Here is a 14817-nt window from a genome sequence, read left to right as displayed (position 1 = left end):
CGTTTTCCAACATTTAGAAATTTTCTCAGATGCACATAGATACATCATGAGTATGTGCAAAAAGTCTGTCAATGCACCAAAAGACTCAATTCAGATTAGAAATAATTTTTAATTGCAAATTCACAATTTTTATTATTTACCAGCCTTTTTCTGTGCTGACATTATCTTTTGTGATCAACTTAACTGGAATCAAAATGGTGGGTGACTCAGGTTTTTTACCATTTAAGATGTCGTTTCCAACCTGAACTGCTTTTTGGGCCATCCCTCGTGGATTTTGAGTAGCAGTTGCGGCATATAAACTATCTTTAGAACCGATCGCAGTGATTGCTTCTGGCGCACCATCAACCCCTACAATAAAGAAATCTTTACGTTGTGCTTGCTTTGCTGCTAGTTCTGCGCCAACTCCACTCGGATCGTTAATGGCAAAAACAGCATCAATCTTCGGAAAAGTTGTGAGCAAATCAGTCATAACTCTAAGTCCTCCATCCCGACTACCGTCTGCATTCTGGTTTTTAGAGAGGATTTTGATATCGGGATATTTAGACAATACATTCTCGCAGCCACTTACTCGCTGAATCACCGAGTCCACTGGCGGTCCGTTAACTATTACTACATTGCCTTTGCCTTTAAGGCGGTCAGCAATATATTTGCAACTAACTTCTCCAGCTTGAACATTATTAGTAGTGATGGTGGCATCCACACCTCCCTCAGCACCTGTGTCTACGGCAATGACAATTCTACCTGCAAGTTTGGCTTTTTCAACTATTGGCTTAATTCCACTTTTATCAGCAGCATTCAAAACAATGATATCAGTATTAGCAGCAGTAAAATTTTCAATTTGATTGGCTTGTTGGTTAAGGTCATAAGCACTGGAAGCTATACTAACATTGACATTTTTTCCGCCAATTCTCTTCGCTTCTGCCTCAACTGCTTGTCCCATAACGACGAAGAAAGGGTTACTTAGATCACCAACGGTGAAGGCAACCGATCGCAACTTTGTATTTCCAGTGGCGGTTTTAGTTTCTGCACTAGTATTGGTAGCAGGTTTAATATCAGTGTTAGTAGCAGTGTTGCCATCAGGAGAACCATTTGTACAGCCGACAAGGTTACCACTGATGAGACCTAGTATGCTAGCTGCGATTACGCGAAGTGCAACACCAGAGGTAAACGCAATCTTTTTCACATTCATATATCTCCTAAAAGTCATTCTTACTTACACCAAATTTAGAAACGATGTATTGTTCAAAAAACAGAGTAAAGTATTGTAACTCTCGTGTATCAAGCCTTTTCTGCGTGTTGTAATTACGAATTACCAGCCTTTGTAGCTGCTAAGGTTTTCTTTAGTAACCAACTTGACTGGAATCATAATCTCAGATGACTCAGGTTTTTTACCCTGAATGATATCGTTGCCAATCTGAACCGCTTTTTCAGCCATCCCTGCGGGATTTTGAGCCGCAGTTGCAGCAAATACACCATCTTTGTCTTCCATTGCTTTGGTTGCATCTGGTGATCCGTCAACCCCAACAATAAAAAATTCTTTACGTTTTGCTTGTCTAGCTGCTAAATCTGCGCCGACACCGCTTTGATCGTTAGTGGCAAAAACGGCATCAATTTTCGGAAAGGTTGTGAGCAAATCGCTCATAACCCTCAGTCCTCCATCCCTAGTCCCTTCTGCGTTTTGGTCTTTAGAGATGAGTTTGATATCAGGATACTTGGACAATGACTTCTGGCAGCCACTCACTCGCTGATTTATTGAGTCCATCGGAGTCCCGTTGAGGATGACTACACTACCTTGACCTTTGAGGCGATCGGCAATATATTGGCAAGCAACTTCTCCAGCTTGGGTATTGTTGGAACTAATCATCGCATCCACATTTGCATCAACGGCTGAATCTACCGCAATGACAACCTTACCTGCAAGCCTTGCTTGGTCAATTACTGGTTTAACTCCTTTTTTGTCAACAGCGCTGAGGATAATTAGGTCAGTATTCGCAGCAGTAAAATTTTCAATTTGGTTGGTTTGTTGGTTCAGGTCAAAGCCACTGGAAACCGCATTAACTCTGATATTACCCCCGATTTTCTCGGCTTGTGTCTCAGTTCCCTTCTGCACTGCATTATAGAACGGGTTACCCAAGTCACCAAGAGCAACGCCGATTGTTTGCAATTTTCTATTTGGACTACTAACCTGACTCTCTAAACTAGTGTTGGTAGCAGTGTTAGTAACAGTATTACTAACAGTGTTGTTATTTTGAGCGCCATTAGTGCAACCAATAACAGCAAAACCTAATATGCCAACTATGAGCAAAATTCTCTTGATATTCATCTATTTATGACAACGGATTGAAATTTTAAAAAGGTTAGTAGAATATTAATTTGCCAATTTATTACAATATCAGCTAGGTCTGAAAACTTCAGACATAACCTAGCATTACTGCTAGTTTTGGCAATTACAACTCATCTTAAACGTCTTTTAATGTGACGTGATTGAAGTTAGTGCTATTATTTTCCCTAAATTAGATGTTTTGTTTTTTAAAGCAAAACTATGAGCGCTACACTACATCAAAAAATCACATTCTTTTGTGAAAAAACATTTGAAGTACGTAGCTTAAAACAGGTTCTAACTAAAATTTTTAGCACCTTATGTTATTTAACTGCGAACTTGTATTTTGTTTTACATTCCTTTAGTTTAACCTGCATCATTACAAATATGATCCCCGTTTATCGAACTTTACAAAGTAAATTAAACTCTTCCATCTCTATCTAACTCAAGCTTTTTTTTCTGAGTATTTGCCAAAAACAAGTAGCTTTTATTTGAGCTAAAGTTTAAAAAAGTTAACATGTTTTACTCAAGTTGAATTTAGAAAAATTAATACCATAGTAGATAAATATTTACTTTTAAATCTATCTTTTAGGGGTAGAAAGTTATAGACCATCACCATATATAAAAATCCTGTTGCCTGATATTCAAAGTTGACTTAAATATGCTTATCAAGTGCGCTTAGTTGTTATACTAAGTAGCCAGAGTTTGTCTTGTTATATCTCGACCAATTCTTTGGATAGAGTCGGAATGAACACCAAACATGTCATTATCAACCCATTACTGCTGTTGTCAATATGTGAAAGAACGAACGTGATCAGTATTAGGGAAAATAATCGTAATCTCCACAACCCCAATCAGTTATAATATCTGTAGGGGATTTTTTAAATTATTTGCCTTTGCTATTAGCGGAAATTTAGAATTTTAAGGTTGAGGGGAAATATTTAGCCATTAAATCTTCATAGTAAGGCTTTAAATTTTGCCAATCAGGAGGATTAGGGTTCTTTGAATACAAATCGTAGGGATTGAATAACTTCACCCATTTAAACATTTCTTTATCATGTTTATCCATCAAATATTCGTAAGCATTTTCGCGATGTTGAGGATAAAATGAGTGATAGCGGAGGATGTACAATGCAGATTCGGGCAAATAGTTTTTCATAATGTAATATACATACTCATCATGTCCCCATGACATATGTACATTACTCAAGCCACAATTCGGCTGGTAAACACCATATGTAGTGTTATATATAGGGTTATTGTAATCAGGGTTTTCTTTGAAAAATTCCGAGAAAACAATTTTATCAGAAAATGCACAACCTACAGGAAAGGTATCGCCTACTGTAGCCCATTGGGGTTCACCAAATAAACAAAGTACTTTCCCCATATCGTGAAACAAGCCAGTAAGTACCATCCAGTCTGGGTGACCATCGGCGCGAATGGCTTCTGATGTTTGCAATAGGTGCTGTAACTGATCTAAGTCTGTATCAGGATCTGAATCATCAACCAATTGATTCAAAAATTCCAATGCATCCCAGACAGACATTTCTTTCTTATCCAACTTCAGAAAGTGTTCTTTTTTCTCTAATACAAAATCATAGGTTTGATTGAGATGATTTAACCGATAGAACTCTTTCACTGTATCTCTAATCGGCGCTTCGTAATTCCTGTACTCTTCGGTGGTTTTACCTTCTTTAACTATGCTGTCCGGATCGGGATAGCGATTAAGTAAGTCTTCTTCCCATTCTTCTAGCGAATGTAAGGGATTCTTTTGAGCTTGGTCGATGGCATTACTTAGAGTTTGAGACATATCTTTTGAGTTGTCGATATTGATTTGTTAAATGGTACTTTCACGCCCTATAGTTTGCACACGTGTGCAATTAAGATTATTTTTGCACAGGTGTGCAAAAAATGCGTGTTAAGTTTTTTATCATGCAGTTGTAACCAATAAGCTAAATTCCCAAAGCCGTTCTAATGTTTTGGACAATTACCTGGGGTGGCTGTGCAACATCCATAGATATAGTGTCTAATGGTTCTTCAAGAGTAATAAACTGGCTGTTGAGGAGTTTTTCGGTCATGTAGTGATTGTGACGCTCTTGCAACCGCATTTGAATCAACTCATAAGACCCTTTGAGGTAAACTAGCTTGATGCGTTCGCTATCGAATACCAAAAATTGCCGATAGCTGTCTTTTAAAGCCGAACACGCCAGCACGACATTTTTATTTTCTTGCAGCCAATGTTTTATGGCTGTTTGCAAATCTTGCAACCAAGGCGTCCTGTCAGCTTCACTTAAAGGGATACCGCGCCGCATTTTCTCAACATTCTCTGGCGAGTGGAAAGCATCAGCGTCGCTAAACTCCCAGCCTAACGAGTCTGCTAGCAGTTTTCCTATGGTAGTTTTGCCAGAACCGGATACACCCATTACGACAATAATCATAGACGGCTTTTCCCAGCAATTTTAAGAGTGATTGAGTAGCATTTGAGTAGCATAAATCAAAACTCTGGGCACTCAGCCGAAATTATTTCTGGGTGGTAGTAATATTTCAAGACCATAGCCACGTTATCGCCAATCCACAACGCCACCTTATTTGGTGTGACTCCAGAGGCGATCGCCAACGTAGTAAACTTAATTAAATTGTCTCTTAGTAAGCGGCTCTAGCCCTATTTTAAGGACTAAAGTCCTTACTACAAACCTTTAATTATTCACGCCCACTTACTTAGCACCAGTCAATATACTTTCGATATCTTCTAGCTGCACCACTCCTGAAACAGTTGGACTATTAATTACAAAGAAAGGTGTACCAGAAACAGCCAATTTATCTGCTAATTGGATATCTTTTGTAATGGCGGGAGTAGCAAGAGTAAGATCGCGTTTAAATTTATCCAAATCTAGCTTCAGTTTTTTAGCAATATCTAAATATAATGCCTCACCTAGTTGCTTTTGATTAGTAAATAGCGCATCATGATATTCCCAAAATTTGCCCTGCTGATATGCTGCCCAAGCCGCTGTCGCAGCTGGCAATGCTTCAGCATGAATTGAAGTTAGCGGTAAATTCTTGTAAACAAATCTTACTTTATCTGGATATTTTGCTAACAATTGTTTCAATGTTTTATGCGCCTCAGCACAATAGGGACATTGAAAATCTGAAAATTCTATTAGCACAGCTTTTGATTGAGTTGAACCTATGGTAGGAGACTCACCAATCACTGTTTGAGGATTCGCCTTGAAATCCTGTAAAAATGCTTGCTGTGCTTGCTTTGTTTTCTGTTGTTGTTGCTGCTGATAGGCTTGAACAGATTCGATAATTGCCTCTGGATGTTCGCGGAGAATTTGTAATACTTGCTGTTCCAGTTGCGGATCAATGCGGCTAGCAGCTTGTGCAGTAATTGACCAGGTGACAACAACTAAACATAGCAGACCTATTGCTGTCCAAGTACGCACATACTTAAACAAGGGACTAAACAAATCAAAGAATATACCCATAAATACTTCTTCCAGGGAATTCTATACATTACTTTTTACTTGTTAAAAAGATCCAGCAATCATCCCAGCAAGTAAAATAAAACCAATCCACACGTTTTGTCGGAACATTTTACCATAAACAGGATTAGGTAAGTCTCGCTGTCTTAATCGCAGAGACTGCCAAATCCATTCGATAGTAGCAACTGCAAGGCTAATCCAGAAGGCGAAGTGTAGATGTATGAGTACACCTAACCAAGCCAATAACAAGATTGTGCCAGCAAAGAAAATTCCAATAGCTACAGGGGCATAATTCCCAAAAAATAGAGCGCTAGAATTAACACCAATGCGGCGATCGTCTTCCTTGTCGCTCATGGCGTAAAGTGTATCAAATCCTAATGTCCACAGTACAGTCGCCCCCCAAAGTAACCAAGTTGGTTGGGAGATGGTTTGTGTCACCGCACTCCAGCTAATTAATACCCCAAAACCCCAAGCGATGGAAAGCACCAGTTGCGGCACAGGAAACACCCGCTTTGCGCCTGGATACAGCAGAATTACAGGCACTGCTGCCACACATAACCAAAAACTCAGGGGGTTAAGATAAAAGGCGAGGATAGCTGCACATGCTAGCGATACGATCGCGACTACAATTCCAACTTTCACAGACAGGGCGCGAGAAGCTAGGGGCCGATCGCGTGTTCTCTCCACATGTGGATCAATATCCCGATCCCACAAATCATTGACAACGCAACCAGCCGCACTCGTGGCGAGAGTACCCAATATAATCACACCAACCAGAGGCAAAGGCGGTTTCCCAGAAGCTGCCAAAAACACAGCCCAAAGGGCAGGAATCATTAAAATTAAGCGTCCTTCTGGTTTATGCCAGCGCAAAAGCCGGATGATTACAAGCCAAACTGGTTGCTGAGGGCGTTCTGGCGTCGTTAACATATAAATCAACAAATAACTTTAGATAGATGAATTCACACATCTTTACATCTATAGAATAACGTTATTTGATATTTATAAAAACATGCCTCTATTCGCCGAATTATGCCAATAATACAGCATCAATCCATCAAATAACAGGCTATTACGATTTTCTCTTCTTTAAATTCACACATATTTACATCTCTTTACATCTAAAGAATAACGTTATTTGTTATTTGTAAAAACATAACCCCAAGTGGCAACTTAAAATATCTTTAAATAGTCACTACGGTTAGAAACAGTAGGGTGAATATACTTAGCTTAGTTCCCCTCGACCAAAGATGAAGAGTGCTGAGTATTTTTTAATTTACTGAGTACGGGCTAAACCATAGCTATCCGCTAACAGCACTCAGTTTGAGCAAGTGTGTTGCAACAAATATCAGTGCCAGCTACCCCGACATATCACCGTTTGCCATCATTTCTTATAAAGAGAGAAAACTAGATGCTGAATTTAGTTTCGGCTAGCTGGGAGAGTGTTCCAACTCAACCACCTAAGCAAGATCGGATTATTGCTGCCATTGACTTGGGAACAAATTCTCTACACATGGTAGTAGTCAAAATTGATCCCACACTACCAGCCTTCAGCATTATTGCCAGAGAAAAAGAAACCGTGAGACTTGGGGATCGCAATCTTACCACTGGGGAACTCAAACCAGAGATAATGAAAAAGGCGATCGCTGCTTTAGGACGCTTCCAAGAAGTTGCCAAAACTATCAACGCTGAAACAATCATTGCTGTGGCAACTAGTGCTGTGCGGGAAGCCCCCAATGGGAAAGATTTTTTGCACAGAATAGAAACAGAGTTGGGTTTAAGCGTTGACTTGATTTCTGGTCAAGAAGAAGCGCGACGAATCTACCTTGGCGTGCTGTCGGGCATGGAATTTCACAACCAGCCCCACATGATTGTTGATATTGGCGGTGGTTCCACAGAGTTAATTTTGGGCGACAGTCACGAACCGCGCACTCTCACCAGTACCAAAGTCGGTGCAGTGCGACTCACTAGCGAGTTAATCATCACTGATCCCATCAGCAACACTGAGTTTCACCATCTGCAAGCCTATGCACGTGGGATGTTGGAACGTTCCGTGGATGAGGTGCTAGCAAATCTTCAGCTTGGGGAATCTGCGCGTTTAGTGGGTACATCTGGCACAATTGAAACCCTGGCGATGATTCATGCAAGAGAAAAGTCAGGTGTTATTCCTTCCACTTTAAATGGCTACCAGTTCAGTCTTAAAGACTTGCGAGAGTGGGTAAATCGCTTGCGGAAACTGAGTAACTCAGAAAAAGCTGCGATTCCCGGTATGCCAGATAAGCGGGCTGAAGTTATACTCGCTGGCGCAGTGATATTACAGGAAGTAATGACCCTTTTGGATAGTGAATCAGTCACAGTCTGTGAGCGTTCTCTGAGGGAAGGCGTAATTGTAGACTGGATGTTAGCCCACGGTTTAATTGAAGATAAGCTGCGCTACCAAAGTTCTGTTCGGGAACGCAATGTTCTAAAACTCGCTAATAAATACCACGTGAATTTAGAATATAGCGATCGCGTGGCAGCATTTGCCCAGAGTTTATTTGACCAAACTCAAGGTACACTACACCACTGGGGATCTGACGAGCGACAACTACTGTGGGCAGCTGCAATCTTACACAATTGCGGTCATTATGTCAGTCATTCGTCTCACCACAAGCACTCTTACTATCTAATTCGCAATGGTGAGTTACTCGGTTATACAGAAACTGAGATTGAAATCATTGCCAACTTAGCGCGTTATCATCGCAAATCACCGCCCAAGAAAAAACATGAAAATTACCAGAGTTTGCTGACTAAACAGCAGCGACAAATGGTCAGTCAACTGAGTGCGATTCTGAGATTGGCAGTGGCATTAGATAGACGACAAATTGGTGCGATCGCTCAAGTGCAATGTGAGTATTATCCACAATTGAGGCAGTGTAATTTACTAATATTCCCATCTCAACCTAAGGATGACTGCGCCTTAGAACTCTGGAGTTTAGAATATAAAAAAGGAGTGTTTGAGGAAGAATTTGGTGTAAAATTAGTAGCGAGTTTAGAAAAGTCTAGCGTTGCTAGCTTCTCCTAGAAACTAGAAATTAGGGTGCGTTAATGCTGTGTAACGCACCTGCTGAATAAAGTATAAGCGCTCATATATGCGCCACTACAAATTATCTGTGATTTACGCATATGCTTTCAAAATTCTAGTGAAATTATCATATAGTTTTTCATTATACTTAAGGATGAATTGATCAACTACCCCAAGAAGTAAGTGGGCAAGAATAAATCAAACTATGTTACACAATGTAAATTTATTAAATTGTCTCATAGCAAGGGTTTCAGCCATTACTACAAACCTTTAATTGTTTACGCTTACTTACTTTGTTTAAAAATAAAAATTAGAATTATAATTAGACTAGAGTTAACAATCTATTTAATGTAGGTTATGTTGCTATAGGATATCTAAGCTGGGAAAACTTAGATATCCTTTTATGAAATTTCAATCAAGCAGGCTAAATTGCTCAGTTTTCTGCATTGGAGAATACTCAGGCTTCAGCATATAGCTTGCATTTATTGATTGTGAGAATTCTTCAGCTTTGAGAACTATGATCGATATCAAAGCTGGAGGTAAAAATCTGATGAATTTATCTGTGACAACTTCCTCTACTAAAACTGTACCTAAGTTGACTTACGATGTACTGATTGAAAATGAACAAGATGGCAGGGTTAGTGCGACAGTGCTAGGCTTTCCAGATATTAAAAGCTCTAGTGCGACGAAAGAAGAAGCGCTAGAGAAACTCATTCAACTTTTAGAAGAGCGAAAACCAGAAATAGTGACTTTGGAAATTGAACCTCCCCAAACCGAGGCTACTTTAGAGTTTTTAAAAAATGTGTGATCGCTAGGATTTGACCAGTATGCTATTATTCTTGATTCGTCAAAGAATCCGCATTAGTACTCAAGATTTACGCATTGCAGCAATTACATTGTCAGTGAATGGGATTTGAGTTATTCGGAACTGCAAAGATTTTGAAAAAGTGCCTAATTTGAGTACTGTTTCTGAGAAATTTGTTTAAGGATATTTATATCAGCACCCTGTACACCAACCGCAAAAAACAACAGTCGGCGTTGTGCCCCTGCTTCTCTGGATCTTTGCGCGGCTGACTCCCAGTCGTCTGATGGCTCAGTTTATGTCAATAAGCAACGATTAATGCGATTTTTGAGCTTATTGAGAATAAAATTATTTTGTTGACATGATGCAGCCGCCCGTGATCACTGTACGCACTTAAGTTTTAGAAATAACATAAAATTTCCATCGTACTGACACACATTTAATAAAATATCGAATAAGATAAAAATCTAAATCAAATACAAATTAATCTTTGTCATTCAATCCAGATGCTAGTTAGCAGTTTGGTAATGTTTATGTCTGCGATGAAATATTAATACCATTTGGGTAATAATTTTTCAGATAGTAATTTCAAATCATATCTGGTGCTATGAAAATAAGATATCTTCTTCATCGCTTAAGGTTCGGACTGCACAATAAGTGGTGGTTATTGAAATACCGATTTCGAGAACTACTGATTAAACTACAGTTCTACTGGCTTCTGTATCAAGGCAGTAAACTACTAAATATTAACCAGAAGTCGGTAATTGTATTTTCTCCTCACCAAGATGATGAAGCACTAGGTTGTGGGGGTATGATTGCACTCAAGCGAGAACAAGGAATACCGATTAAAGTTGTTTTTGTTACAGATGGAGGAGGTTCTCATCGAGGTCATACCAAGATTACCCGTTCAGAAATTGTTCAACTTCGTAGACAAGAAGCGATAGCAGCTTTGAAAATTTTAGGAGTGGAATCAACAGATGTTCACTTTCTTGATAAATGTGATGGCGCATTATACAAAATGACAGAAACTGAACAACAGCAAACCATTGAAGAAATGGCGCAATTATTAAGTAGTTTTCAACCACAAGAGGTGTACGTTACTCATAAACAGGATCGCAGTCGAGATCATGAAATTACTTATAAATTGGTTAAAGCTGCTATTTCTAAAGCAGAAGTGACAGTAGAACTGTGGCAATATGCTATCTGGTTGCTTTGGAAGTCTTTATTGTTTCGCAGTCTGAAGTTTGATGAATTGGTAGGCGCTCATCGGATCGCAATTCATCAAGTGCAATCTAAGAAAAAGCAGGCTATTGAAATCTACCGTTCTCAATATTTACCTATAGATGCTGAATCGAGTGCCGTCCTTCCCCCTGGTTTTCTCTGGCGGTTTTTGTTACCTCATGAGATTTTTTTCAAATCAGACTCCGGTCAGGAGTAAAAAAGGTTTTAGATAAGAAGAACTCATAAGTCAGAATTCAGCAGGAATTCTGTACGAGTGGGTGATGAGTAATTGAGTACTTTCACATTTTTAAGCTTTTACCCTCAAATCATAAAAATATGAGTGAACAACAATTCTGTTTTTGCACTTTAGCATTAGGCAAAGTGTATCGGGGGCTGGCTAGTTTATTAGCAAAAGACCTAGAACTATATTCACCTAACACTGCTTTTATTGTTCTCACTGATAACCCTCAAGAGTTTAGCAAATATCCTCAAGTTTTGGCATTTCAGCATCAGCAGCAGGGTGTTAAGTGTTACCACGATAAAAGATTTGCGATTGCTAAGGCTTTATCTCTATTTAATTCATGTATATTCATTGATTCAGATATGCGAATCTTGGCACCTGTACCAGAATATATAGAATGGCTTTTAGAGCCAGGGATAAGTGCTAGAGCTTGTATGGATATGCCGAAAAAACTTGCCAAAGCTTTGACAAAAACTAACAAGCATTTTTCTAGAGAAATTGAAGTCATAAAAAAAGCAGCACAATTTTTAAATTTAGATCCAGAATGTGAAAATGTTACGTTTGTCCATGAATATTTGTTTTCTGTTACTAAGTCAACAGGAAAAGAAATTGAATTTTTAGAAACATGGGAAATCCTTGCCAAATATTTTGAGCTAAATGGAGTTTATGAAGGCGAAGGTAATGCCATAGGTCTAGCTGCCTATAAAGCAGGGCTGCCAGTGAGATGGAGCGAGATGTCAGGTATTTCCTTTTTCAATAACAAAACTGAATTGATCAAAATTCAAAAGGGACAGTCAAACATGGATGAAATGTTGACATATTTTCAGGAACACGGAAAACTTGCAGATCCTAAACGCTCTATTTTGGAGAAAATTGTATTTAAACTTAGCAAAGCCATAATGCATGTTTATAGAGCAATAAAGTACAGAGTCGTTACTTCACTGTGAGAAAAGAGTTTTTTAGAAATAATCTCTACCTGGATTTCTTTTACAGCATTTGTTGAGGTGATAAAACTAAATTGAGTCAACTGCCCTAAGAGATAAATCACTTGCATTATTAGTTTAAACAAGCACTTTATCAGTAGGATTTTTACATATAAAAACTACTGTATATCTGCCTGATTTGAAGCGTTTGTGCTTGTTGCCTGATAAAGCTTTTTAAAGCTATCCGTCTGATTACAATCTTCAGCCTCGTGTAACCTTAGCTACACCTGAATATTAATTCCTTTTCTCCCTGACGCTACGCGATCGCAAAACTACATAATTCGGTAAAATTAGGTGAAGCAAATTTTGCGCTTGTTAAACAAAGGCATCAGTAAACCCATGCAACTGAAACTCAGTGCATCTCAACTTCCCTTCGCCCCCATCCTGTTAATTACCCCCTTTTTCCTATGGGGGACGGCAATGGTAGCCATGAAAGGAGTGATACCCCACACCACACCGCTATTCATGGCAGGTGTGCGTCTGATACCAGCTGGAGTGTTAATTTTAATAGCAGCTGCATTCATGGGTAAACCCCAGCCCAAGAGTTGGGCTGCATGGCTGTGGATTGGCTTATTTGCTCTAGTAGATGGGACTCTGTTTCAAGGCCTTTTGGCAGAGGGATTAGTCAGAACCAGTGCGGGGTTAGGGTCTGTGATGATTGACTCGCAACCCTTGGCTGTTGCCTTGCTGTCGTTGTGGCTATTCCAAGAACATATTGGTTTTTGGGGATGGCTGGGGCTAGGCTTGGGAATCACAGGCATTGGTTTAATTGGCTTACCTGATGAGTGGATTTTCCATTTTCTCGACTCAGGCGCAAATATCACAATTGGGAACTGGCAAGATTTCTTTGCTAGTGGCGAGTGGTTGATGCTGTTAGCAGCGCTATCAATGGCTGTGGGAACAGTGTTGATTCGGTTTGTGTGCCGACATGCTGACCCACTAACTGCTACGGGATGGCACATGATTTTGGGTGGATTGCCACTATGGGGAGTTTCATCAGTTGTCGAATCTCAGCAGTGGGAGAATTTAGGAGCATCTGATTTAGTGGCTTTGGGTTATGCTAGCGTATTTGGCAGTGCGATCGCCTACGGGTTATTCTTCTACTTTGCCTCTAGTGGCAGTCTCACCAGTCTTAGTTCCCTGACCTTCTTCACACCCATCTTTGCCCTAGTATTTGGTAATCTCTTCCTCTCAGAAGTCCTCAATCCGTTGCAGTGGGTGGGTGTTTTCCTTACTTTAATCAGCATCTATCTGATTAACCAACGCGATGCTTTAGAGGGTAAAACGACACAGTTACTGTCGGCGAAATAGCTAATATACAGCAACCAGTTTTAGAAGCATCGGCTAAAAAATTGAACCCCCTAACCTTAGCAGTCAGAGAATCCGAACAGAAATTTTACCTTAACTTGTTAAAGGGGAGATGAGGGAGTAGGGGAGCAGGAGAAGAAATGACAAATAACAGTTAACATTTGGTCATCTTGAAGTTATTGTGGGATCAAAGACTTCAAAAGCACGTTCAGGCTGAAACTTGCAATATGAGGCTATGCCGTTCCTCAATCTTGATATTTACCTGTTTTTCTTGCGTCGGTTTTTACCCAAATCGCGCAAGTACAGCCACACCTAACCTAGCACCTGAAATTTTAGAACTTGCACAAGCTAGTTCGATAGTTACTGCTAGTCCGGCTGTTTTGAGATATGGTAGTCGAAAATCAGATGTGCAAAGACTACAAACCCAATTAAAGCAGTTGGGATACTACAGTGGCGTGGTAGATGGACAGTACAACCACAGTACGGAAATCGCTGTAGCTAAATTCCAGAAAGCAAAGGGTTTAAAAGTAGATGGACTTGCTGGTCTGGCGACTAGGGAGAGACTGCAAGCAGCTTTGGCAGATAAAAATCAGATTATCACCTCTCCAATTGTTGCCTCTCCTACTCCGACTTCCAAGTCCAAGCTGACTGAGAGAGGTTTTGTCTGGTGGTTAATATTTGCCATTGGAGTTCTAGGAAGTATTGGCGCACTTGTTTACCTACTGAGGTGGTTTCGTCAGGTGAAACAAGTACAAAAGTCCGAAATATCAAGTACTAAAAGTTTGAGTGAAGCTAACAAAGACCCAATGACACCACCCTCACCAGAGACTGTAACTAGTCCACAAACAGCTACGCCACTACTCACCACACAATTGCTGCTACCAGAAAAAACTTCCCGGCTTGCTAAACTCAATATCGTTGACGAATTAATTCAAGACTTACGCAGTTCTGACCCAACGAAGCGACGCAAGGCTATTTGGGATTTGGGTCAGCAGGGAGATTCGCGGGCAATTCAGCCTATGGTTGACCTGATGATTGATGCTGATTCTCAAGAAAACAGCTTAATTTTGGCAGCTTTGGCAGAAATTGGGACCCGCACACTCAAACCGATGAACCGGGCTTTAGCAATGTCAATTCAAGATGAAAGTCCACAAGTACGGCAAAATGCTATCCGTGACTTGACGCGCGTTTACGACACGATGGGTCAAATGAGTCAGATGTTACTCCATGCGTTAGATGACCCAGATGCCGAAGTGCAAGCAACAGCACGATATGCTTTAACTCAGATGAATCGAATGCGTGGCTTACCGGAACAACAAGGTCTACCAGAAGATTCACACGACGATTCACGAGAATAGAGCAGAAGTCATTCGATTGTAGATTTTAGATTTTAGATTTT

General features: G+C 40.0%; 11 protein-coding genes and 1 pseudogene. 6 read left to right on the top strand and 6 right to left on the bottom strand.

Annotation, left to right across the window (positions count from 1 at the left end):
- Window positions 1-136: 136 nt before the first annotated feature.
- From V7K49_RS07520 to V7K49_RS07495, 6 genes are all read right to left on the bottom strand, one after another.
- Window positions 137-1189 carry an ABC transporter substrate-binding protein gene (locus tag V7K49_RS07520; RefSeq protein ID WP_334864697.1) on the bottom strand — a complete coding sequence of 351 codons (1053 nt, stop codon included), beginning with the start codon at window positions 1187-1189 and terminating at the stop codon, window positions 137-139.
- Window positions 1190-1309: 120 nt separating this feature from the next.
- Entirely contained in the window at window positions 1310-2323 is a 1014-nt protein-coding gene (locus V7K49_RS07515; protein ID WP_335205067.1) for an ABC transporter substrate-binding protein, read from the bottom strand.
- 910 nt (window positions 2324-3233) lie between these two features.
- Window positions 3234-4130, bottom strand: coding sequence for an inositol oxygenase family protein (locus V7K49_RS07510; protein WP_335205066.1), 897 nt, complete (start codon window positions 4128-4130; stop codon window positions 3234-3236).
- 142 nt (window positions 4131-4272) lie between these two features.
- Window positions 4273-4758, bottom strand: a complete 486-nt coding sequence (locus tag V7K49_RS07505) for a gluconokinase (protein WP_335205065.1) — start codon at window positions 4756-4758, stop codon at window positions 4273-4275.
- A gap of 276 nt (window positions 4759-5034) precedes the next feature.
- Entirely contained in the window at window positions 5035-5805 is a 771-nt protein-coding gene (locus V7K49_RS07500) for a DsbA family protein (RefSeq protein ID WP_335205064.1), read from the bottom strand.
- A gap of 42 nt (window positions 5806-5847) precedes the next feature.
- Complete coding sequence (locus V7K49_RS07495; protein WP_335205063.1) at window positions 5848-6729, bottom strand: 4-hydroxybenzoate solanesyltransferase; 882 nt, start codon at window positions 6727-6729, stop codon at window positions 5848-5850.
- Between the two features lie 481 nt (window positions 6730-7210).
- On the opposite strand from V7K49_RS07495, the gene V7K49_RS07490 reads away from it, so the two are divergent.
- From V7K49_RS07490 to V7K49_RS07465, 6 genes and pseudogenes are all read left to right on the top strand, one after another.
- Window positions 7211-8863 (top strand): Ppx/GppA phosphatase family protein, encoded by a 1653-nt coding sequence (locus tag V7K49_RS07490; RefSeq protein ID WP_335205062.1) that lies wholly within the window; start codon window positions 7211-7213, stop codon window positions 8861-8863.
- A gap of 517 nt (window positions 8864-9380) precedes the next feature.
- Complete coding sequence (locus V7K49_RS07485; protein WP_335205061.1) at window positions 9381-9671, top strand: hypothetical protein; 291 nt, start codon at window positions 9381-9383, stop codon at window positions 9669-9671.
- Between the two features lie 661 nt (window positions 9672-10332).
- A complete protein-coding gene (locus V7K49_RS07480; protein ID WP_334864713.1) occupies window positions 10333-11103 on the top strand; it encodes a PIG-L deacetylase family protein in 771 nt (256 codons plus the stop codon).
- Between the two features lie 119 nt (window positions 11104-11222).
- Window positions 11223-12074, top strand: coding sequence for a hypothetical protein (locus V7K49_RS07475; RefSeq protein ID WP_334864715.1), 852 nt, complete (start codon window positions 11223-11225; stop codon window positions 12072-12074).
- 375 nt (window positions 12075-12449) lie between these two features.
- Window positions 12450-13534, top strand: a pseudogene (locus V7K49_RS07470) (DMT family transporter).
- Window positions 13535-13645: 111 nt separating this feature from the next.
- Window positions 13646-14776 carry a peptidoglycan-binding protein gene (locus V7K49_RS07465; protein WP_334864717.1) on the top strand — a complete coding sequence of 377 codons (1131 nt, stop codon included), beginning with the start codon at window positions 13646-13648 and terminating at the stop codon, window positions 14774-14776.
- Window positions 14777-14817 lie beyond the last annotated feature (41 nt).

This window comes from Nostoc sp. (genome assembly GCF_036919675.1).
Classification (GTDB): Bacteria; Cyanobacteriota; Cyanobacteriia; order Cyanobacteriales; family Nostocaceae; genus Nostoc.
The sequence above is the reverse complement of the archived record's forward strand: the minus strand, read 5'-3'. Positions and strand labels throughout refer to the sequence as shown.

Coding starts and splice junctions, on each gene's coding strand:
- V7K49_RS07495 (WP_335205063.1), bottom strand. CDS start 6,729: ATGTTAACGACGCCAGAACGCCCTCAGCAACCAGTTTGGCTTGTAATC.
- V7K49_RS07490 (WP_335205062.1), top strand. CDS start 7,211: ATGCTGAATTTAGTTTCGGCTAGCTGGGAGAGTGTTCCAACTCAACCA.
- V7K49_RS07475 (WP_334864715.1), top strand. CDS start 11,223: ATGAGTGAACAACAATTCTGTTTTTGCACTTTAGCATTAGGCAAAGTG.
- V7K49_RS07500 (WP_335205064.1), bottom strand. CDS start 5,805: ATGGGTATATTCTTTGATTTGTTTAGTCCCTTGTTTAAGTATGTGCGT.
- V7K49_RS07515 (WP_335205067.1), bottom strand. CDS start 2,323: ATGAATATCAAGAGAATTTTGCTCATAGTTGGCATATTAGGTTTTGCT.
- V7K49_RS07510 (WP_335205066.1), bottom strand. CDS start 4,130: ATGTCTCAAACTCTAAGTAATGCCATCGACCAAGCTCAAAAGAATCCC.
- V7K49_RS07520 (WP_334864697.1), bottom strand. CDS start 1,189: ATGAATGTGAAAAAGATTGCGTTTACCTCTGGTGTTGCACTTCGCGTA.
- V7K49_RS07505 (WP_335205065.1), bottom strand. CDS start 4,758: ATGATTATTGTCGTAATGGGTGTATCCGGTTCTGGCAAAACTACCATA.
- V7K49_RS07465 (WP_334864717.1), top strand. CDS start 13,646: ATGAGGCTATGCCGTTCCTCAATCTTGATATTTACCTGTTTTTCTTGC.
- V7K49_RS07485 (WP_335205061.1), top strand. CDS start 9,381: ATGATCGATATCAAAGCTGGAGGTAAAAATCTGATGAATTTATCTGTG.